At 60.3% G+C, this 21,745-nt stretch carries 19 protein-coding genes; 17 read left to right on the top strand and 2 right to left on the bottom strand.

All coding sequences use genetic code 11. The features are described from left to right. Positions 1 to 3: 3 nt before the first annotated feature. From BI327_RS10610 to BI327_RS10550, 13 genes are all read left to right on the top strand, one after another. Positions 4 to 888: a branched-chain amino acid ABC transporter permease gene (locus tag BI327_RS10610; protein WP_089025434.1), complete on the top strand. Its 885-nt coding sequence runs from the start codon at positions 4 to 6 to the stop codon at positions 886 to 888. After that, entirely contained in the window at positions 885 to 1,877 is a 993-nt protein-coding gene (locus tag BI327_RS10605; RefSeq protein ID WP_076860197.1) for a branched-chain amino acid ABC transporter permease, read from the top strand. The genes BI327_RS10610 and BI327_RS10605 overlap by 4 nt, the downstream gene beginning before the upstream one ends. After that, complete coding sequence (locus tag BI327_RS10600) at positions 1,877 to 2,626, top strand: ABC transporter ATP-binding protein (RefSeq protein WP_076860730.1); 750 nt, start codon at positions 1,877 to 1,879, stop codon at positions 2,624 to 2,626. Before BI327_RS10605 ends, BI327_RS10600 begins: the two co-directional genes overlap by 1 nt. Next, positions 2,626 to 3,330, top strand: coding sequence for an ABC transporter ATP-binding protein (locus tag BI327_RS10595; protein WP_076860196.1), 705 nt, complete (start codon positions 2,626 to 2,628; stop codon positions 3,328 to 3,330). The genes BI327_RS10600 and BI327_RS10595 overlap by 1 nt, the downstream gene beginning before the upstream one ends. Positions 3,331 to 3,765: 435 nt before the next feature. After that, positions 3,766 to 5,469, top strand: coding sequence for a pyrroloquinoline quinone-dependent dehydrogenase (locus BI327_RS10590; protein WP_076860195.1), 1,704 nt, complete (start codon positions 3,766 to 3,768; stop codon positions 5,467 to 5,469). 76 nt (positions 5,470 to 5,545) lie between these two features. After that, positions 5,546 to 5,908, top strand: a complete 363-nt coding sequence (locus BI327_RS10585) for a c-type cytochrome (protein WP_076860194.1) — start codon at positions 5,546 to 5,548, stop codon at positions 5,906 to 5,908. 125 nt (positions 5,909 to 6,033) lie between these two features. Next, the gene (pqqA, locus tag BI327_RS10580) at positions 6,034 to 6,114 is read left to right on the top strand and encodes a pyrroloquinoline quinone precursor peptide PqqA (protein ID WP_076860193.1); all 81 of its coding nucleotides are present in this window, start codon (positions 6,034 to 6,036) and stop codon (positions 6,112 to 6,114) included. Between the two features lie 240 nt (positions 6,115 to 6,354). Then, positions 6,355 to 7,221 (top strand): alpha/beta fold hydrolase, encoded by an 867-nt coding sequence (locus BI327_RS10575; RefSeq protein ID WP_076860729.1) that lies wholly within the window; start codon positions 6,355 to 6,357, stop codon positions 7,219 to 7,221. 369 nt (positions 7,222 to 7,590) lie between these two features. After that, positions 7,591 to 8,265, top strand: coding sequence for a TetR/AcrR family transcriptional regulator (locus BI327_RS10570; RefSeq protein ID WP_076860192.1), 675 nt, complete (start codon positions 7,591 to 7,593; stop codon positions 8,263 to 8,265). A 142-nt stretch (positions 8,266 to 8,407) separates the two neighbouring features. Next, positions 8,408 to 9,661, top strand: a complete 1,254-nt coding sequence (locus BI327_RS10565) for an FAD binding domain-containing protein (RefSeq protein ID WP_076860191.1) — start codon at positions 8,408 to 8,410, stop codon at positions 9,659 to 9,661. Positions 9,662 to 9,804: 143 nt separating this feature from the next. Next, positions 9,805 to 10,104: a hypothetical protein gene (locus tag BI327_RS10560; RefSeq protein ID WP_210191184.1), complete on the top strand. Its 300-nt coding sequence runs from the start codon at positions 9,805 to 9,807 to the stop codon at positions 10,102 to 10,104. A gap of 220 nt (positions 10,105 to 10,324) precedes the next feature. Further along, entirely contained in the window at positions 10,325 to 11,977 is a 1,653-nt protein-coding gene (locus tag BI327_RS10555) for an acetolactate synthase large subunit (protein WP_076860189.1), read from the top strand. 10 nt (positions 11,978 to 11,987) lie between these two features. After that, the gene (locus BI327_RS10550; RefSeq protein WP_076860188.1) at positions 11,988 to 13,403 is read left to right on the top strand and encodes an aldehyde dehydrogenase family protein; all 1,416 of its coding nucleotides are present in this window, start codon (positions 11,988 to 11,990) and stop codon (positions 13,401 to 13,403) included. Between the two features lie 80 nt (positions 13,404 to 13,483). Here BI327_RS10550 and BI327_RS10545 read toward each other — a convergent pair whose 3' ends face one another. Next, positions 13,484 to 15,346, bottom strand: a complete 1,863-nt coding sequence (locus BI327_RS10545; RefSeq protein ID WP_076860187.1) for a sigma-54-dependent Fis family transcriptional regulator — start codon at positions 15,344 to 15,346, stop codon at positions 13,484 to 13,486. Positions 15,347 to 15,817: 471 nt separating this feature from the next. Between BI327_RS10545 and BI327_RS10540 the strand changes: the two genes are divergently transcribed. The 4 genes from BI327_RS10540 (at position 15,818) to BI327_RS10525 (ending at position 21,222) form a co-directional block, all read left to right on the top strand. Further along, positions 15,818 to 16,714, top strand: coding sequence for an SMP-30/gluconolactonase/LRE family protein (locus BI327_RS10540; protein WP_076860186.1), 897 nt, complete (start codon positions 15,818 to 15,820; stop codon positions 16,712 to 16,714). A 90-nt stretch (positions 16,715 to 16,804) separates the two neighbouring features. Next, positions 16,805 to 18,424, top strand: coding sequence for a flavin-containing monooxygenase (locus tag BI327_RS10535; protein ID WP_076860185.1), 1,620 nt, complete (start codon positions 16,805 to 16,807; stop codon positions 18,422 to 18,424). Positions 18,425 to 18,550: 126 nt separating this feature from the next. Beyond that, complete coding sequence (locus BI327_RS10530) at positions 18,551 to 19,708, top strand: iron-containing alcohol dehydrogenase (protein ID WP_076860184.1); 1,158 nt, start codon at positions 18,551 to 18,553, stop codon at positions 19,706 to 19,708. A gap of 290 nt (positions 19,709 to 19,998) precedes the next feature. Beyond that, positions 19,999 to 21,222 carry an RNA polymerase factor sigma-54 gene (locus tag BI327_RS10525; protein WP_159450430.1) on the top strand — a complete coding sequence of 408 codons (1,224 nt, stop codon included), beginning with the start codon at positions 19,999 to 20,001 and terminating at the stop codon, positions 21,220 to 21,222. Between the two features lie 54 nt (positions 21,223 to 21,276). On the opposite strand, the gene BI327_RS10520 is transcribed toward BI327_RS10525, so the two are convergent. Next, complete coding sequence (locus BI327_RS10520; RefSeq protein WP_076860182.1) at positions 21,277 to 21,738, bottom strand: Lrp/AsnC family transcriptional regulator; 462 nt, start codon at positions 21,736 to 21,738, stop codon at positions 21,277 to 21,279. Positions 21,739 to 21,745 lie beyond the last annotated feature (7 nt).

The raw sequence follows: 21,745 nt of genomic DNA, 5'->3' as shown, positions 1-21,745 counted from the left end.
CTCGTGACCGAGATTCCGTTCGACCTCATCGCGCTTCAGGTCCTCACCGGCCTGGCGTTGGGCTGCATCTACGTGCTCGTGGCCACCGGCCTGACCCTGATCTTCGGGCTTCTGAACATCGTGAACTTTGCGCACGGCGCCTTCTATGCGGCCGGCGCCTATCTGGGTGTGTTCGCCTTCACCTATACGGGAAATTTCTGGCTGTCGCTGGTCGCCGTGCCGTTCGGCATGGCCTTGATCGGCTTGCCAACCGAGAGGTTTCTGTTGCGCCCCGTCTACGGGCGCGATCCTAGCTATCCATTGCTGCTGACGTTCGGCTTGGGATACGTCATCGTCGAACTGATCCGCATCGCGTTCGGTACCGACGGAATTCCGTTCAATGCCCCGGCGGCATTGAAGGGCAGCCTGTTCTTCGGCGACATCGCCTTTCCGCGCTATCGGCTCTTTGTGATGGCGTTTACCGCGGCGTTGTTGGCGGGACTTTGGTTCTTAATCGAGAAGACGTCATTCGGTCTCATCATTCGAGCCGGTGCGCGCAACCCGGAGATTGTCAGCGTCCTCGGCGTCGATACATCGCGGGTTTGGATGCTGATCTTCGCGCTTGGCACGGCGGTCGCCGGCGTGGCGGGTTTTCTCGCCGCGCCGATGCGCGGGGTGATTCCTGAAATGGGGGTGACGGTGCTGATCGAAGCCTTCGTGATAACGGTTGTCGGCGGAATGGGATCCTTGCCGGGCGCCGTGATTGCGGGGCTTTCGATGGGCGTCGTCGTTAGCCTCACGTCCTATTTCGCGGCGGACTACTCCAACGTGGTGATGTTCGCGATCATGGCCGCAGTTCTTCTTGTGAGGCCGCAAGGCCTGCTCGGCCGCCCGGAGTTCGCTCGATGAAATCGACCGCCGTTGCAACGCCCTCGATGTGGGAGCGCATGGATCCCAGGAGGCTGATGGGGGGTGTTTCGCAGCATCGCGTGCTCGCGTCCGCGGCCGTGCTTGCGGTGTTGCCGCTGCTGGTTCCTTACCCGGCGCTTGCCATCAACGTCTTGATCTATGGGCTGTTTGCCGCAGGCTTCAATCTCGTGTTCGGCTATACGGGATTGTTGTCCCTGGGCCACGCCGCGCTGTTTGGGACCGGGGCCTATGGTTGCGGCATTGCCATAGCGGTTCTGGGCCTGCCTTGGTATGCGGCCATTCTCGTTGGTCTGGTGTTTTCGACCGTGTCGGCGGCGCTGATCGGTGGCCTCGCGATCAGGACCAGGGGCGTCTATTTCGGCATGGTGACGCTGGCGCTTGCGCAATGTCTCTATTTTCTCTTCTACCAGTGGGTATCGGTCACGGGCGGCGAGAGCGGATTGCGCGGTGTGATGGTTCCGAGCATCGACATTGGACCGATCCATCTGGATCTCTTCGATCCCGTGCAAAAGTACTACTTCTTGCTGGCGTTTGTCGTGCTCGCCTTGATGGCGTTCTCGCGAATTCTCGACTCTCCGTTTGGAGCGGTGATCGAGGGAATCCGCGAAAACGAGAATCGGGCACGGGCCTCCGGATACAACGTTTGGTTTCTGAAGTGGATGAGCTTCGTGCTCTCGGGGTTGTTCTGTGGCCTTGCCGGGGCGCTCAACGCCATCCACCTTGGCGTCGTTTCAATCGATAGCCTGTTCTACACGACGTCCGGCACGGTCGTAATGATGGTCCTGCTGGGAGGCATGGGGACTTTCTTCGGGCCATTCGTCGGGGCCGCAGCGTTCCTTTCGCTGGAGGATATTACGGCAAACTGGACGTCGCACTGGCAGTTGATTGCCGGGTTGGTGTTCATCGCTTGTGTGCGGTTCTTCCCGAGGGGCATCTGGGGATCAATTCTTGCGAGGTTGCGCGCATGATGGAGGAGCCGATCATTCGAGCGGAAGGGATCAGCCGTCGATTCGGCGGCTTCGTAGCCCTTCGCGAAGTCTCGCTATCGTTCAGGTCGGGCGAGCTCGCCTCGATCATCGGTCCGAACGGTGCGGGAAAGAGCACGCTCTTCAACATATTGTCGGGTTCGCTGGCTCCCACGGACGGCCGTATCCTCTTCGAGGGCAACGATGTTACCGGACTTCCGCAGCACCGTTTCGTCCACGCCGGCATTTCAAAGTCATTCCAGATCACCAACGTGTTTCCGCAACTCTCGGTCCACGAGAATGTGCGCGTGGCGGCGCAAGCCATGGTGGCCGGCAAGAATTTTTGGTCGAGAAGATCTCGCCTGATCGAAACGGACGAGACGGCGCGCGCGCTGCTGGTTGAGGTCGGACTCGAAGGAGTTGCACGGCGTAGAGCCGGCGAGCTCGCGCATGGTCAGCAACGAGCGCTCGAAATTGCCATGGCTATGGCCTGTGAGCCTCGTCTCTTGCTTTTGGACGAGCCGACGGCGGGCATGAGCCCCGAAGAAACCAAGGACATGGTGCAGCTGATCGAGGGCCTCGCGCGTAGTCGGACCGTGATCCTGGTCGAGCATAAGATGAAAATGGTGCTGGGCATCAGCCAACGGGTCATCGTGCTGCATCACGGAGAATTGTTGGCGGACGGGACGCCGGACCAGATTCGAAACGACGCCAACGTCAAACGGGTCTACCTCGGTCAGGGACGGCATTGATGCTCAAGGTCGACAAGCTCAACGCGTGGTATGGCAGAAGTCACGTCGTGCAGGACGTGTCGTTCGAGGTTGCGCCCAGCGAGATTGTGACGCTACTCGGCAGAAACGGGGCCGGCAAAAGCACCACCATCCGCTCGATCATGGGGCTCGTCGCAAAGCGCACCGGCTCGGTGATTTTCGGCACCGGCGAAGTTCTGGCGGCGCCGTCCTGGAAGCGGTTCGAGGCCGGATTGGCCTATGTCCCCGAACATCGCAGCATCGTTCCCGGCCTGACGGTGCTGGAAAACCTGCGGTTGGGTCTGATTGCATCTCCCTTGAAGAGAAACGAGCACGCGATCATCGACGAGATCGCAGAGACGTTTCCGCGCCTGAAGCAGCGGCTGTCCCAGGAGGCCGTTACGCTTTCCGGCGGAGAGCAGCAAATGCTGGCGATCGCCCGCGCGGTCGCCTCGAAGCCCGCGATGATCCTGTTGGACGAACCGTCTGAGGGCATCATGCCGGTGCTCGTTGACGAAATGTTCGAGTATTTCGACAGGCTGCGGGGGCAGGGCACCACGATCTTGCTGATCGAGCAAAATGTGGAAATCGCGCTCAGGATCTCGGATCGCGCGTACATTCTCGACCAGGGCGCGATCGTCCATCAGGGAAGCGCGCGGGATTTGCTGGCCGATCGGGAGATCCAGGAGCGATATTGCTCCGTGTGACTGCGCGTCCGCGCGCCTACAGTCGTTCGTCGGCGCGCCGGCTCGATAGGCTTGACCGCCTTTACGGGTTTGTCGTTGTGCTGGACCGTGATCCACGCATCTGTCGGCGGAAAGTGCGCGAGCAAACCCATCGATGCGAGCCGAAAGCGGCCGCCGACGGCGCAACGCGGCAGGAATCGTCACGCCTTCGCCGCATTGGTCAGGCGAGGGGCTTCCAGACGCAAATTCGAAGCGGTAATGCTCTCAGATAAATTATCGCCTGATTACGTCTGACGTCAGGCGAGGGTCGCGCGAGATCGTCAAGTTATCCAGCAATTGCTGTCATTTTTGATTGAAACTGCTTGGCAGGCTCGTTTCGATCAAAATATTTAGTTGACTGCAAATTATCAATTGATAACTTATAGAAAAACACGGTTTCATCAGAGGAGGAAGCGAATGTTCAGCTCTAGCGACCATGGTAAGATTCCACGGCCGGCGCGTAGCCGCCTTACATCCACTGCGATAGCAACAGTACTCGCGCTGCTCAGTTTCTCGGCTGGGCGTGCGGTGCTTGCGGCGGAAGGAACAAACAAGCCGAGCGATTGGCCACTTTATCAAGGCAACGAAAAATCGTGGCGATATAGCGAGCTGGATCAGATCAACAAGTCTAACGTCAAGCGATTGAAGGTCGCGTGGATCCATCAGCCTGGCGACATTACAGGAGGTCTGCAGGCGACCCCGATCGTGATCGACGGCGTGCTCTATTACATTTCGGCCAACAACAAAGTCCAGGCGCTGGATGCCACGTCCGGTAAGGAGTTGTGGCGATACGAAACGAAACTCGATCCGGTCGCGGGCGAGGTGTTCTTTGCTGCTTCGAGCCGCGGCGTCAGTGTAGCGGGTGGCAAGGTCTTCTTCGGCACGCTCGATGGTCGCGTGATTGCCCTCGATCAGAAGACTGGCAAGGAGCTGTGGGCTACTCAGCTCGTCGACACACGAAAGAAGAAGGGCGCTAACTTCACTTCGCCGCCGACACTGGCCGGGACCGTGCTGGTAGCTGGGTCAACCGGTGGTGACATCGGTCAGCGTGGCGCAATCTACGGAATTGACCTCGAAACCGGTAAGAAGCTCTGGGAATTTGACACGATCCGCAATGACCCGGCGAGTTGGCCGGGAAATTCCGGCGATACCGGCGGCGGCAGTTCGTGGCTGCCGGGCACCTACGAGGCGGAGACGGATACGGTCTATATCGGAACGGGCAATCCCGCCCCCGACTACTATGGTGAGGACCGGAAGGGAGACAATCTCTACACGAGCACACTGCTCGCGTTGGAAGCCAAGACCGGGAAGCTGAAATGGCACCACCAGGAAATCCCGCATGATGTGTGGGATTTTGACTCGCCCTATGAGTCGATCCTGTTTGAACGCGACGGAAAGAAACTGCTGCTTCATCCGAGCAAGTCGGGCTACGCATTCCTCTATGAACGCAACAACGGCAAGCTCGTCAACGTGTGGCCGTATGCCGAGAATATCAACTTCGTCGAGAAAATCGATCCGAAGACGGGTGAACTGATTGGCCGGAACGAGCCGGTTGCGAACAAGGAATCCTATATCTGTCCGACGCTCTTGGGCGGTCGTAGCTGGAACCAGGGGGCCTTCGACCCCAAGACCGGTCTCTGGTACACGAACAGATTCGAGGCTTGTAACACCGTCGTAGCAGGTAAATCGGATCCGGAAAAACTGCCCTTGGCGCAGCTCTACTTTGGCGTCGACAGCTTCAAAATTGGCCCTCCTCGGGGAAAGGAAGCTTCGGCTTGGCTTGACGCGATCGATCCCATGACCGGCAAGAAGAAATGGAGTGTGCGCTACTCGATGCCTGGTCTGGGAGGAGTGCTGGCAACCGCTGGCGGCCTTGTGTTCAACGGCGAAATAACCGGTGTCATCAACGCCTATGATGCGGAAAAGGGAGACGTGCTTTGGAGCTTCTATGCAGGCTCCGGCGTGCGCGGCGGGATTATCAGCTATTCCGCCGGTGGCAAGCAGTACATCGTCGTGCCTACCGGGCTCGGCTCTCACGCGGCCGACTTCCTCCCGGCAGCCTTTCCCGATTTGAGGAAGGTGAATGGCGGATCAGCATTGATCGCCTTCACGGTAGACTGATCTAGCCGGCAGGTGTCAATCGGAAGGCGCGAAGACAACTTCGTGCCTTCCTCATCCAGCTTCAAGTGAGAGACACGTGGAAAAGAGTCACATCTCCATAGGTTCGTTAACTCGATATAGTGCTGCGGCCTTACTGCTCATGTGGGCGACGACTGCGTTTGCGGAACCTCCAGCAGATCTGAGCGATCCCGCGCTCATCGCGGCGGGACAGAAGCGCTTCAATCAGGCTTGCTTCTACTGCCATGGCCAGGATGGCGTCGGTGGCAAAGGTGCAACTCTGCGGAATCGCTCTGACCTGGCGCCGCAGTTTATCTTCGACACCATCTCGAACGGACGGATTCGCGGGTCTTCAGTCATGCCGAAATGGAAGAATGGGCTCTCGGAGGCACAGATCTGGGAGTTGACCGCCTTTATCGTCAGTCTCAAGGATGCAAAGTAAGGTGTAGCAGCTTGAAGTCGATCCGCGCAGGAGAAGCGGTGAGAGGCTAGGCTCGCGGATGTCGTAGCCTGTCATTGAGAGTGTTCAATGGAGAATTGTCTCCACAACCTGAGAGAGGAAGCAGCATGGCCTGGAGAGCACCAAAGATCGTCGAAGTTGCCGTCGGCATGGAAATCAACATGTACGCCTGCGCGCGGCAGAAGTAAGCGCGTTGCGCCACGGCAAGATTTCGGGATAGCTCGTTTCGAAATCAGAAAACACCTGCAACCGCAACGTTGCAGGTGTTTTTCTTTCAGTATCAATGTTTCAGCGCGTTGCTACTGAGGTTTGCATTCGTGGTCGCATCGGGGTGATTGCGGTATCGGGACAGCCCGGCCTGAGCGAGCCTAACTCCGGGAGAAGACCGGAAGTGAGGCGGCGCGCCGGGCTAATTGAAGGAGCACGATATGATTGGCGAGCTTGGATTGACGTCTCGTGTGATAGACGCCCAAGGCGCGAAGCTTCATTTCGTGGAGAAGGGCAATGGTCCACTGCTCGTTCTTGTCTCGGGTTGGCCGCAAACCTGGTTAGCCTGGCGGAAAGTCATTCCGCGCCTTGCCGACACATTTCGCGTGCTGGCGATCGATCCCCCTGGACTTGGGGATAGCGGGCCTTCGGTGTCCGGCTATGACACCAGGGCGATCGCGCTGCATCTGGATGCGCTGTTTGCGTACACGGGTGATACGCAATGTCGGTTGGTCGGCCACGACGTGGGATCCTGGATCAGTTACGCCTACGCCGCTCAGCGGCCCGAGAGGGTTACGCATTTGGCGCTGATCGATGCGGCCGTGCCTGGATTGGCCCCCGATGACATCTACCGGTTGACGCCGCAAACGCTCGAAAAGACGTGGCACTTTGCGTTTAATTTTCTGCCCGAGCTCTCGGAATTGCTCGTGACTGGGCGGGAACGCGAATTCCTCGCCTGGCTCTTCAGGACAAAGTCGGTCGATTGGAACATTGCGTTCGACGACCGAACGATCGATGAATACGCGTCGGCTTACGCCAGGCCGGGCCGCTGGACCGCCGGGCTTGCGTACTATCGCAGCATCTTCGAATCGATCGCGCAGAACAAAGTCTCCTCGAGAATCCCGCTTCCGATGCCAGTTCTCGCGATCGGGGGTGACTTTGGAGTAGGTGAGAACATGCACAGATCTATCGTTGGAGCAGCCTTGGACGTACGAGGGACCGTGATTGCAAACTGTGGTCACTACGTTCCCGAAGAGAAGCCGTCCGAATTGATCGACGCAATGCTCCCGTTTCTGTCGGAACGCTGACCATTTGCGCGACGGAGTTGGCCGCGGCTGTTCCCTACAGCGCGGGGATCGCGGCTTGAGGGGCGCGTTGCAATGCCGCGGCCAGACGCGCAACCGATGGCAAATCACGTGCACCGGGTGTGGTGCGCGGATTTTCTGCGCGCGAGGGCGCAGCCGCAGATAATCACTGGACTTGATCGCCGCGCCAGTCATAATAGTTATTGATTAATAACTTATGGTTGCTGGACATGCCAACTAGCCAGGTGCTCCGGAACTCGTCCTATGGGCGGCCGGTCCGGCGTCGGACGGGAAGGCCTTACTCTTGTATGCCAGAACTGCCGGTCCGGTTGGACGGCAACAAGGGCTGATCGCCGAGCGGGCGGGGTAGAGATGGCAAGCAAAGCAGCGAGAAAGCGGGGGGCGCCACCCAAGCGGATGTCGGCCGCCGACCGCAAGGAGCAAATTATCGCAGCTGCAATACGCCTGTTTTCCGAACAGGGGTTCGAGAGCAGCACGCATCAACTGGCGCAGAGCTTGGGGGTGACGCAACCGGCGATTTATCGCCACTTTCCCACCAAGGACGACCTCGTTAACGCGGTTTACGAACGGGTTTTCCTGAGCGAGTGGAAATCCTCCTGGGACGTCATTTTGTCCAATCGAAGCGCCGACATCGAGGCCCGTTTGGCGGCATTCTATGTCGAATACACCAAGAAGATCTTCGAAACCGACTGGATCCGGATCTATCTATTTTCCGGCCTCAAACGGCTGGAAATTAACCGCTGGTACGTGCGTCTCGTGGAGGAGCGGGTGCTCGGTCGCATCGGCGCTGAGCTGCGCATTGTTCTGGGGTTTCCGCCGGTCGACGACGTGCCGCTGACCGCCGACGAGATCGAGGCGCTCTGGCTGTTCCATGGCGGCATCTTCTACTACGGCGTTCGCGACCGGGTCTACGGAACCGCGCCGAAGGTAGACAACCCGAGGGCCATTGAGCTGCTTGCCGGCATTGTGGTCGGAGGCATGCGCGCTGTTCTCAATCGCGTGACCTTTCCGCTTCCTGCCGAGTAAACCCGCCGAACCCGGTCCTCAAACGGGCCAGCCGTCAAACATCTGCCGGCTTCGCGAAAATAGTTATTGATTGATAACTTAAGAGGTGGCATGCTGCTCCTGCATCGATCGCCTTCCGCTTTGACGGCTTGAGAAGAAGCAAATGACCCTTTCAGATCCGAAGCATAAGCGCGTCACAATCATTGGCGGCTCCATTGGCGGCCTGTTTGCCGGTCTCTTCCTCCGGAAGGCCGGCTGGCAGGTGGATATCTACGAGCGCGTCCCGGACGAGATTAAGAGCCGCGGAGCCGGTATCGTGACCCATGCGCCGTTGTTTGACGCCCTGAGGCGCATTGATGCGATGCCGGACGGTGACGTCGGCGTCGCCGTAGAAGGACGACGCGTCTTCGCGTCGGATGGCGTGGTCACCGGTAGCTTGCCATTCCCGCAGGTGCTGACATCGTGGGATCGGCTTTACCGACTGCTGTACGACCGATTTCCCCGGGAGCGCTACCATCAGGGGCGCTCGCTCATCTCGATCGCGCAACAGGACGACGAGGTTGTCGCTACCTTCGACGATGGCCGCGTCATCCGCTCCGACCTCTTGATTGGCGCCGACGGTCACCGCTCGACCGTCCGGATGCAATACGCCCCCGAGGTTCAGCCGGAATATGCCGGCTACGTCGCTTGGCGCGGTCTGGTTCAGGAATCGGCCCTCTCGCCTGACACGCGTGAAGCGCTGTTTCGTCACTTTTCCTTCAGTCTGCCCGAGCGCGAACAGATGCTCGGCTACCCCGTTGCGGGAGCGAACGAGGACATGCGCCTCGGCCATCGGCGCTACAATTTCGTGTGGTATCGCCCCGCCGACGAGCGCACGGAGCTCCGACGTCTGTTGACCGACAAGAACGGAAACAGCAATGGCATGTCAGTGGCTCCAACGGCGATTCATCCCGATGTCCTCGGAGAACTTCGGAGCGAAGCCAATCGACGGCTATCTCCCCAGTTTACCGAGATCGTTCATCGCACCGAATTGCCGATGATCCAGCCGATCTACGACGTCACCTCCAAGCAGGTGGTGTTCGACCGTGTCATTCTTCTCGGCGATGCCGCTTTTGTCGCCCGTCCGCACTGCGGTATGGGCGTCACCAAGGCCGCGCAGGATGCGTCGGCGCTGTTCGATGCGCTCACCGAACAGCCCGATATCGATCGCGCGCTCGCGCGCTACCAGGCCGAACGCGTTCCCTTCGGCACCCGCGTTGTGCAGCACGCTCAAGCCCTCGGTCGATATATGCAGGCCCAGATCGCCTCGGCAGAGGAGCGGCGCGCGGCCGAAATTTACCGGACGCCCGAAGCCGTGATGAAGGAAACAGCTGCATCGGCGTTTCTTGAGGACTACGCCACGTCAGTAGCCCACTGATCGCCGCACATTCCGCTGGCCCCAACTCTGGAAAGGAAAGCTCAATGACAGAACCGGCTCGCGCAAACGGGTTTGACTGGCCCGCTGATCGGATCGCCGAATTCAACTCCGCGTGGCGTAACGGCCGGGTTGGATCCATCCTTGTGTCGGAGAACGACCGGGTGCGGGTCTGGCACCTCAGTCTGAAGCCAGGGCAACGCATCGGCTTCCACATGCATGTGCTCGATTACTTTTGGACCGCTGTCACCGGCGGAAAGTCGCGCTCCCATATGCACGATGGACGGGTGGTCGATACCGAGTATACGGCCGGCTCCACCAAGCACTACAAATTCGGTCGCGGCGAATTCATGATCCACGATCTGGAAAATGTCGGCGATACCGAACTTGTCTTCGTGACGGTCGAGCACAAGATCTCGGACAATCAGCCGCTCCCGATCGCCTAGGCCAGGCCAAGCCGCGCAATGGCGGCGTCCGCCACATTGGTGCTGAGGGGTAGGTCCTCGATCGAAGATCAAAGGATCGGCCGCGCGGTCGGTGTCCGCCGTGCGTGGCCGGATTGGCCGCCGCAGGCGCGTGTCATGAGAATTGAATCACTGAAGCACGGGTGCGCCGCGGGTGCGGCCAGCCGCGCAGGGACGGTTCGCGTCGCAAGGAGCTTGAGACATGGCGAAGGGGGCGGATCTGCTTGTCGCAGCGCTGGAGCATGAGGGCGTCGACCGCATTTTCGGGGTGCCCGGCGAGGAGAATCTCGACGTGGTGGAAGCGCTCCGCAACTCGAAGATCGCCCTTATTTTGACCCGGCACGAGCAGGCCGCCGCCTTCATGGCGGCGACGCATGGGAGGCTCACCGGTCGGCCAGGCGTGTGCATATCGACGCTGGGTCCCGGGGCTCTCAATTTCTCGACCGGAGCAGCGTACGCCCACCTCGGTGCGATGCCGATGCTGATGTTGACCGGGCAGAAGGCCATTATGAGCAGCAGGCAAGCCCGCTTCCAGATCGTCGATGTCGTTGCGTCGATGAAGCCGCTGACGAAGCTGTCGCGCCAGATCGTCAGTGCTGCGAGCATTCCAACGCTGGTTCGCGACGCGTTTCGCGTCGCGATGGAAGAACGACCGGGCCCGGTGCTGCTTGAACTGCCGGAAGACATCGCCGGCGACGAGGTCGAGCCGGTCCCGATGATTCCGATCCATCCCATTGACATTCCGGTGGCGCATCGCGCGGCGCTCGATCGTGCCGCCGAGATCATTCTGGCTGCACAACGGCCGCTGATCATGCTGGGTGCCGCAGCGAGCCGACCGCGCTCGACCTTCGGCATCGCCGGCTTCGTGCGGCGCACCGGCATTCCGTTCTTCACGACGCAGATGGGCAAGGGAACGGTGCCCGGCGGCACCAGCCAGTATATGGGGACGACGGCGCTCTCCGAGCGTGACTACGTGCACGAGGCAATCGATCAAGCCGATCTGATCATCGCGATCGGCCACGATACCGTGGAGAAGCCGCCGTTCATCATGGGGCCGGGCGGGCCGAAAGTCATTCATGTCAGCTACACGCCGGCGACGGTCGAGCAGGTCTATTTTCCGCATGCGGAAGTGGTCGGCGACGTCGGCCCGAGCTTGGAGCTGCTTGCGGATCGGATCGAGGGCAAGTTGCCGCAGGCCAAGGCCCTCTTGCCACTCCGCGAAAGCATTCTTGGCCGCGTTGCCGATCGCGCGACCGAGAGCCGCTGGCCGGTGACGCCGCAGCGGCTCGTCCACGACATCCGTCAGGTGATGCCCGAGAACGGCATCGTCGCGCTCGACAACGGCATGTACAAGATCTGGTTCGCGCGCAACTACCGGACCTACGTCGCCAATACGCTGCTGCTCGACAACGCGCTGGCCACGATGGGCGCCGGCCTGCCGTCGGCAATGATGGCGGCGATTCTCTATCCGGAGCGTCGCGTGATGGCGATCTGCGGCGACGGCGGCTTTATGATGAACAGCCAGGAGCTGGAGACCGCAGTGCGGCTCAAGCTCAATCTTGTGGTTCTGATCCTGAACGACGGGGCCTACGGCATGATCCGGTGGAAACAGGCGGTGGACAGTTTCCCGGATTTCGGCCTGACCTTTGGCAATCCGGACTTCGTGCGCTACGCGGAATCCTACGGCGCCAAGGGATCTCGTGTGACCTCCGTCGACGCCTTGTTGCCGACGCTGGAAGCAGCTTTCAAGGTCGGAGGCGTCCATCTGGTCGACGTCCCGATCGACTATTCCGAGAACCTCCGGGTCCTGGTCGACGAGCTCGGCAACCGGACCCCGGCCATCGACCGGTCATAGGGAGGGTCCAATGCTGCAAGTGGTCCAGGCGTACGACCGAGCGCCTCTCGCCGAGATTGCGGTCGATGACGCGGCAGCGATGGAGACCAAGCTCGAAGCGGCGCTGCGCACCTTCAATGCGCGCGACCAATGGCTCGCGCCGCATCAGCGTGCCGGGATACTGCGACGTGCCGCGGCGTTGCTTGACGACCGGCGCGCGCAATTCGCGATCCAGATCGCGCGTGAGGGCGGCAAGCCTCTGCAAGACGCAACGATCGAGGTCACGCGCGCGATCGACGGGCTGCATTGCGCGGCCGATGAACTTCGCAGCTTCGCTGGACGCGAAGTCCCGATGGGACTCACGGCCGCATCGGAGAAACGATGGGCGTTCACGACCCGTGAGCCGATTGGCATCGTATTTGCGATCTCGGCTTTCAACCATCCGCTCAACCTGATCGTCCACCAGGTTGCACCGGCGATCGCCGTGGGCTGTCCGGTCATCGTCAAGCCGGCGAGTGCTACACCGTTGAGTTGCCGTGATCTTGTGGCGCTCTTGCAAGAAGCCGGCCTGCCGGGTCCGTGGTGCCAGACGTTCATCCCGCGTAGCTCGGCATTGGCGGAGCAACTCGCCTGCGATCCCCGCATCAGTTTCCTCAGCTTCATCGGCTCGGCAGCGGTCGGCTGGCGATTGCACAGCAAGCTTGCGCCGGGCACGCGCTCAGCCCTCGAGCACGGGGGCGCCGCGCCTGCCATCGTCGACCGCAGTGCGGATTTGGACCATGCGATCACGCCCTTGGTCAAGGGTGGCTACTACCATGCCGGGCAAGTCTGCGTCTCGACCCAGCGAATCTTCGTTCACGAGGATATCGCCGACGAATTCACAGAGCGGTTTGTTGCCGAGGTCGGACGGCTTCGTGTCGGTGATCCAACATCTCAAGATTCCGAAGTCGGGCCTCTGATCCACCCACGCGAAGTCGAGAGGGTCGCGAGTTGGGTCGCGCAAGCCGTTGCGGGCGGGGCGCGCCGTGCGAGCGGCGGGAGCACCTTGTCGGCGACCACGTTGCAGCCAGCCGTACTCATTGATCCACCGGCTGATGCCAGAGTATCGCGCGAAGAAGTTTTCGGTCCGGTGACCTGCCTGTATCGATACGCGGAACTGGACGAGGCGATCGCGCGGGCCAATGCCCTTCGTGCACCGTTCCAAGCCTGCATCTTCAGCGATGACATTGACGTCGCATTGCGCGCCAGCGAACGGCTTGATGCGTCGGCGGTCATGATCAACGATCCGACGACGTTCCGAACCGACTGGATGCCGTTCGCCGGACGCCGTGAGGCAGGATACGGTGTCGGCGGCATTCCTCATACGATGCGGGACATGACCCAGGAGAAGATGGTGGTGATGTACCGCCGATCGCGCCAGGTGCGCGCAAAACGGCCGCCGAACTGAGGTCGCGGCAGGACAATCGCCTGGCGAGATGCGATCAGGCGTCTCGCCTCGCACCGTCCATGCGACCGTTAGCGAATGCCTTAGGATCCCTTCGCGCGATATTCCGCGAGTTTTCGGTACAGGGTTGAGCGGGGAATCGACAATTCGTCGGAAACCAAGCCGACGTTGCCTCCATGGCGTGCCAGCGCGCCCAATATTGCGTCGCGTTCGATCCCCGCCAGTGTGCCTGCGGCAGCCGACGGCGGCTTCAGAGCGTCATCGTCGATCGGCAAACCCGCAACATAGCGTTCAATCTTGGTCCTGAGCTCCCGGGTGTTGCCCGGCAAGTCCTGGGTCATGAGATGATCTATAGCGTCGCGATCGAGCGGGCGGGACTGATCGGATTTGCGAATCTGCGCGTAGATCCGCTCGGCCAAGGCCGGGATGTCCTGGCGCCGCTGACGCAGCGGCGCAATATGGAGTCGCGCGCCATTCAGCCGGTAGTACAGATCAGAACGAAAACGGCCGTCGTCCTTTAATTGCTCGATCGGTTGGTTCGTCGCAGCAATAATGCGCACATCGACCTGCCGCTGCCGGCTTTCGCCCAGGCGAGAGACAAGGCCGGTTTCAATGACGCGGAGAAGATAGGGCTGCACGTCGAGTGGCATGTCGCCCAGCTCATCCAGAAAGAGCGTGCCGCCATTGGCATCTTCGATCCGGCCGGACATGCCGCCGCGCCGGGTGCCCGTAAATGCTCCCTCAACATACCCGAATAGCTCGACCCCGATGAGTTCACGCGGAATTGCCGCGCAATTGACCGAGATAAGGGGCTTCCGTGCTCGCGGACCCGAGAGATGAATTGCGTTCGCCAGCACGTCCTTGCCGGTTCCGGTCTCGCCGGTGATTAGCACCGGCAAGCTGTTTTGCGCAAGGATCGCCGCTTTCTGCACCAGCAGGGATTGCGATGGAGCGGAATCTTGCAGGGTCTTTAGCGGCGTCGGCAAGTTTGCGCGCGCTGGCGCTTGTATCGGCCTTGGGCTGACGTGGATCGCAGCGCCGATCACTTCGTCATCTTTCGCGATCCATTCAACCTCAGCGCCGTGGAGCACCTCGTGCGTGAGATCGAGTGTCCACTTATCAGAGGAGAGCCCTTTCAGCCCGGCGAGGTACTCACCTTGACGAATATTGGCCGCTTCGAGCGGTGACTGAGAGGTCGCACGGATAATGAGACCGCGCCGGTCGACGACCACCAATCCCTCGCCCAGTCGCTTCCTCTCGTGGAAGAGGTCGATGAGATTGATGCGATCCAGCAGGTCTAGCCGCGACAATTCACTTTCAATGCGCTCGACGAGGGCTGAAATCAGCGCATTCGCTCGAAGCGCTACTGCTTCTGCCGGTCCGGTGAGGTCGACTATTCCGAGAACGCTCCGATCTACCGGATCTCGGATGACGTCAGCAGCGCAGCTCCAAGGCTTTCCGGCGTTACAAAAGTGCTCCTCGCCATGAATGAGAACCTTTTGTTCGATCTCAAGAGCGGTACCGATCGCGTTCGTGCCGATTTTAGTCTCTTCCCAAGTGGCGCCCGCGACGACTGAATTCTCGGCAAGCGCTTCCGACAGGTGTGTGTCACCTCCGACGAAGAAGAGATTGCCAGTGCGCCCGCTGCCGATCAAAACGGATCGTGCCTCGCTCAGATATGGCGCGACGGAGTTCAGCGACGCATGCACAACCGCTCGCAATCGCGCTTCGCTCACCGCCGTTGGCCGCGCGAGTGGAGGGGCCTTCGGCGCGGCTCTCTTCAGAGGATCGACGCCAATCTTCTTACAGCGCAACCAGGATTGATAGACGATATCGCGGACACCGATCTGGCTGACCTCGTAATCCCCTAACAGCCGATCCCAGAGATGGGCGACCTCGCGCGCATACTCTCTGGATCCAATTCGCGACAGATCGCCTGTCTGCATCAGCGTGCCTCCATCACAGCCATCAGCAGTGCCGCTCTTGTCCCTTTTGGGTGTTTGGTTCTTGCGGCCGCAACCATCCTATAACGCGCTGTCCCACAAGTAAAATCCTGCCAAGCATCACTGATCGACCGGGACTCTGTACCCGGTCGGAACCCGCTGCAAGCCGCCTGGCCGGTGCGGCACGCGCGATCGCTTTGGTGCCGTGCAAACCGCGAGGTTCGGCATTGCGAGCAAGTGGTTGGCTGCTTGCCCAATTCGGCACGCACGACCTGGCTTCTCAATGTTGGAATGGAAGGCACGCTTAGATTCTCATTTTGAGAATTCCAAGCGGGGAATTGTCCGAGCGGTTCGTTTGATATCAAGAAGTTAGTGGTCTTCAGCCGGTTGGCACGAAGTGAGCGTCCATCCCAAGCAAGAAGCGCGTTCCGGATCAACCGTCCGGATCAATCTTGAACGGGGAGGACTCTAGAAATGAAAAAGCGAGTGTTGAAGACGGTGGCCGATGGGTTCACCTATCTGGAAGGACCACGCTGGCACGACGGCAAGCTGTGGTTCGTAGACTTCTATACGCACGGTGTTTACTGCGTCGACGGCGGTGGGGCAGAGAAGGTCGTCCACGTCGAGAAGCAGCCTTCAGGTCTCGGTTGGCTCCCGGACGGCCGGATGCTTGTGGTGTCGATGAAGGACCGCAAGGTGATGCGGCTCGAGCGGGACGGCAACCTGGTTGTCCACGCCGACATCTGGGACAAGTGCGGCGGTCATGCCAACGATATGGTCGTCGCGCCAAACGGCAATGCCTACGTCGGCAACTTCGGCTACGACCTAATGGGCGGCGCCGGCCACGAGAACACCACGCTCGTGCTGGTTCGGCCGGACGGCAGCTCGCAGATCGTCGCCGATGGGTTGGCGTTCCCGAACGGATCGGTCATCACGCCAGACGGTAAGAGGCTCATCGTCAACGAGCTGTTCGGCAACAGGATCTCCCAATTCGACATCCGACCGGATAGCACACTGGGGCCGCGTCGCGACTTCGCGAACTGCGGTGATCTCGGCAACGAAGCGAACGTCGGAGTTCGTCTCGAACGTGCAAAGATCATCCCCGATGGCCTGGCATTGGACGCTGAAGGTGCGGTGTGGTTCGCCGACACCATCAATCGGCGGGCGGTCCGCATGGCGGAGGGCGGGGAGATCTTGGATGAAATCGATACCGCTCCCGAGGGCATCTTCGCCGTTGCGCTGGGCGGAGTCGACGGCAAGACGCTATTCCTCTGCGCCGCACCCGACTGGGACGAGGGGGCCCGCACGGCCGCGCGCGAGGCCCGGATGCTGGCCACTACGGTGGATGTAGCGCACGCCGGCACACCTTGATCGTGGGCGGTTGCCCGCGCGCGTCAACACCAAGTCAGACACAACAGTCCGGTGCGACAGCCGCACCATCAGCCAATTGAGGATGACACAATGAGCACCATGAATAATTCGATCAATGAGCGCCTTGACGTTCTTCTGATCGGTGCCGGTTTTTCCGGACTCTACCAACTGCACCAGCTGCGCGAGCTCGGTTTCAAGGTGCATCTGGTCGACGCCGGCCAGGATATCGGCGGCATCTGGCACTGGAACTGCTATCCCGGCGCCCGTGTCGACACGCACTGCCAGATCTACCAATACTCGATCGAGCAGCTGTGGAAGGAGTGGAATTGGAAGGAGCTGTTTCCGGACTGGTCGCAGATGCGCGAATACTTCCACTTCGTCGATCGCAAGCTCGACCTCAGCCGGGACATCAGCTTCAACACCCGGGTGCAGTCGGCCGAGTTCGATGAGGGCAAGCGCGAGTGGACGGTCCGCTCGATCGGGCATCAACCGATCCGCGCCAAGTTCGTGATCGCCAATCTCGGCTTCGGCGCCAGTCCCGCGACACCCAAGATCGAGGGACTCGACAAGTTCAAAGGCGAGTGGCACCACACGGGACTGTGGCCCCAGGGCGGCGTGAACCTGGCCGGCAAGCGCGTCGCCGTCATCGGCACCGGCGCAAGCGGCGTGCAGGTCGCGCAAGAGGCGGCATTGAACGCCAAACACGTGACGGTGTTCCAACGTACGCCGAACCTCGCGCTGCCGATGCATCAGAAGCAGCTCAGCGACGAAGATAACCGTCGTATGAAGCCCGAATTGCCGGCGGCTTTCGAACGGCGCGGCCAATGCTTCGCTGGCTTCGATTTCGATTTCGTGCCGAAGAACGCCACGGACGTCTCTGAGGCCGAGCGCAACGCGGTCTATGAGGACCTTTGGAACGCCGGCGGATTCCGATACTGGTTGGCCAACTTCCAAGACACGTATTTCGACGAGAAGTCCAATGACTTCGCCTACGCGTTTTGGCGCGACAAGGTCCGCGCCCGTATCAAGGATCCAAAGGTCGCCGAAAAGCTGGCACCGACCAAAGCGCCGCATCCGTTTGGGACCAAACGGCCATCGCTCGAGCAGTGGTACTACGAGATCTACAACCAGAACAACGTGAAGCTGGTCGACCTGAACGAGACGCCGATCCTGCGCATCACCGAGAACGGCATCGTGACCAGGGACAGCGAAGTCGAGGTCGACGTGATCGCCTTCGCGACCGGCTTCGACTCGGTGACCGGCGGGCTCACCAGCATCGACATTCACAACAGTGAGGGCCAGACCTTCAAGCAGGTGTGGTCCGACGGGGTGCGCACCCATTTGGGTGTTGCGACGGCGGGCTTCCCGAACCTGCTCTTCGGCTACGGGCCGCAATCGCCGTGCGGGTTCTGCAATGGTCCGAGCAGCGCCGAGTACCAAGGCGACCTGATGATCGAGCTGATGTGCCATCTGCGCAAGCAGGAGATCTCGCGCATCGAAGCTGATCCCGCGGCACAAGAGGAGTGGCGCAAGTTGATCGCGGACTTCTGGGCGTCGTCGCTCTTCCCGCGCGCCAAGTCCTGGTACCAAGGCTCCAACATCCCGGGTAAGCCCGTCGAGAGCCTGAACTTCCCGCTCGGCCTCCCGACCTACATCGCAAAATTCAAGGAAAGCGCAGCAAATGGCTACTCGGGCTTCAAGCTCAGTTGACCCGGGGCTGCCCGTCTTGCCCAAGACGGTTGTCGGATAGCTGCAGCGTCGGTGCGGCCTATCGAATGCAGAGGGTAGTCGAATCCCATTCGACCGCTCCCTGATCTCGGGTCATGGAGGACTGCAATGTCGGCCATTCATTTTCTTGCTGTACCAAAACTGATCTGCGCGCCAGGCAGTCTTTCGGAACTGGCGGGCCTTTGTGAGCAGGCCGGTTGGCGCCACGCACTGATCGTCACCGACCCAGGCATCGTCGCCAGCGGTTTTGCCGAACGCGCCGCGCATGCGATGCGCAAGGGCGGGACGGCAACGACAATCTTCGACCAGGTCGCGGCCGATCCACCTTATTCGGTGGTCCGGGCTGCCGTGCAGCTGGCACGAAATGTCGGCTGCGATTGCGTTGTCGGCTTGGGAGGCGGCAGTTCGATCGATACCGCAAAGGTCGTTTCGGTGTCGATCAATTCGGAGCAGTCTTTGGATGATATGGTTGGCAACGACCGCGTCGAGGGCAATCGCCTGCCTCTGGTGGCGATACCGACAACCGCCGGCACCGGCTCAGAGGTGACGTTCGTCTCGGTCTTGACCAATGATGCGAACGAGAAGAGGGCAATCTTTGCGCCTCAATTGATGCCGGACATCGCGCTCCTCGACGCCGAGCTGACGCTGGGGATGCCGCGCCATGTTACCGCAGCCACCGCGCTCGACGCCATGGTGCATTGCATAGAGGCCTTTACCAGTCGAACCCGCAAGAACCCGATCTCGGACGCAGTCGCGCTGAAGGGACTGGCTCTGCTCGTCGAAAATTTTCCGATCGTGCTCTCGGATGGTAAGAATCTTCAAGCGCGCAATGCGATGCTGCTGGGCGCTACGCTTGCAGGCATGGCGTTCATCAACGCATCCGTCGGAGCTGTCCACGGGCTTTCCTATCCGTTGGGAGCCCGCTTCCATGTCCCGCATGGCCATTCCAACGCGCTTGTCATGGGGGCGGTCTTTCGCTTCAATCTGCCGGCGGCTGCGAAGGAGTATGCAGAACTTGCCCCGGTCGTGTTGCCGGGAAAGCGCTTTTCTTCTCCTGGTGCTGCCGCCGACGCCTTCGTTTCAAGGCTTGAAGAGATGCTCGCCGAGAGCGGACTTGAAACACGGCTTTCCGCGCTCGGCGTGACCGAGGCGGATGTGGAGCCGATGGCCGAAGAGGTGACCCAGAAAATTACTCGCCTCATAGCCGCGAATCCCCGTGACATGAATTTCGCCCAGGTTTGCAGCCTCTACCGGTCCGTGATGTGAGATTGCAATGTTGTAGTAATCAGCCTGCGTCGATGAACGCGGTCAATCTGGCTTACATCGAGCTTGTCTCAACCGGCAGAAGGAGCGTCCGTTGTTGAGCCGCATGGAGCGCATCACGATGTTCAGGATGCAGCGGCGCCATGGCGGTCCGGTGCCGACAAAATCCACGAAACTGCGTAGTCTGCGTGCAATCGCATGTCCCATGGGACACAGGGAACGGAGCTGCCTCTAACGTGCGTGAAGGACCAAGCCCGCACATGCGTCCAAGCGGACGACCCCAAGGGGCGTCATTGGCTAACACAATTTCGTTTGCCGAAATGCTGGCATGGCCGACACCGACGTATTTGGAGAACTTGGTACGTTCCGCTGTCAATTCGTTTGTTCTGCGACTGTCTTTTCTTCTCGATGACGAAGCTGTTGCAAAACGTGCTCCTTTCTTGCGGAGGGTCGGGCATCACGCCTTTAAGGACGATGCGGGTACGGAAGGCTCGCTGTATGCGCATGTTCTGCCGCAGGTTCAGTTTTTGGTTAAGGATCGCTCATTGCACCGGGTCGCTATGGCTTGGCTCACTGCGCTGGAGCCAACCGGATGGGTCGCTTGTACGGTCGACGACATCGCGGCAGAAGCGGGGGAGGACGCCAATACGGCTTTGGCGGTGTTGCAACTGCTACAGCAAGCCGAACCCGCCGGATTGTTCGCGCGTTCGCTACGTGAGTGTCTCGAGCTGCAGCTGAAGTCCGAGGGAATGCTCACCCCGCCGATGGCTGCAGTTACGGCGCATCTCGAATATCTTGCGGTCGGCCGGCTGGCCGATCTGGCCGCCGCCGCCGGTGTGCCGATGGCCGAACTTCCGCTTTTGATCGGCCGTCTACGTGGCCTCAACCCCAAACCTGGAACAGCGTTCGGTGCCGGACCCATACCGATAAGGTCCGCCGATCTAATTCTCCACTTTGACAAGAAAACCGGCTGGGTTCTTGAGCGTGGCACGTGGCTGCAGCCGAAACTGGCCATCACGCACCCTGAGGGGCGCGCCGCTGCCCGGGCCGCGAGCGCTGCGTCTGCGACGCTGCGGTCCTTTGAACGGCGCGACCGCGTGATTGCGGACGTTGCTCGTTGCGTGTTTGATCTTCAGAGCGACTTCATGAGGGGAATCCGAAGCGCCCCGGTCGCTGTAACGAGACGCCAGGTCGCAACCGCGCTGGGACTGCACGAGACCACCGTCGGGCGCGTGCGTCAGCACCTGATTGTTAGGCTCGAGAATCGATGCCTGCGGCTCAGCGATCTGTTCTTTGACGGCATTTCGACCAGCGGCGGCAACCAGGTCTCGGTGCACGAGGTTAAAGCCCGAATTGCTGAATTGATTGGGCGGGATGAAAAGGCAACCGATGCGACGTTGGCCGGCCTATTGTCGGCAGAGGGCTATCGCATAGCAAGGCGTACGGTCGCGAAATATCGTGCCGCTCTGCAACTGCCTAGCTCCCAAAAGAGAAAAAAGCCGTCACAATCTCGATAATTTCACATCTCCGGGGGGCTTCAGCTTCCTGGCCTCGGCAGACAAGGGCAGCGTTCACAGAGGCAGTTCGGAGGTGAGCTTGATTTTCTGCATCGGAATCTCGGTCTTCACGCTCTGCACACCCTTGATTTTGGTCAAGTGATCAATCTGAAACTGACGATAGGCTTGAAGATCGGCCGTCACCACGCGGAGGAGGAAATCACAATCTCCCGCCATTAAATGGCACTCCACGATTTGAGGCAGACGCTGCACCTCCTCAGTGAAGGTTTGGACAGTCTGAGCATCCTGAGCTTTCAGCCAGACGCGGGCAAACACAGTCATCCCCACGCCGATCTTTGAAGCGTCGAGCAGGGCGACGTAGCGTTCTATCACGCCCGAGTCCTCGAGCATCCTAACTCGACGCAGGCATGGCGAGGGGGAAAGACCAACCTTCTTGGCGAGGTCGACGTTCTGAATGCGTCCGTCCTCTTGAAGGACCCGCAGAATGCGTCGATCGATCCTATCGAGTTCGCTCATAGCCCCG

The sequence above is a fragment of the Bradyrhizobium mercantei genome, from assembly GCF_001982635.1.
Classification (GTDB): domain Bacteria; phylum Pseudomonadota; class Alphaproteobacteria; order Rhizobiales; family Xanthobacteraceae; genus Bradyrhizobium; species Bradyrhizobium mercantei.
Note: the sequence above shows the minus strand (reverse complement) of the source record. Positions and strands in the feature narration are given on the sequence as shown.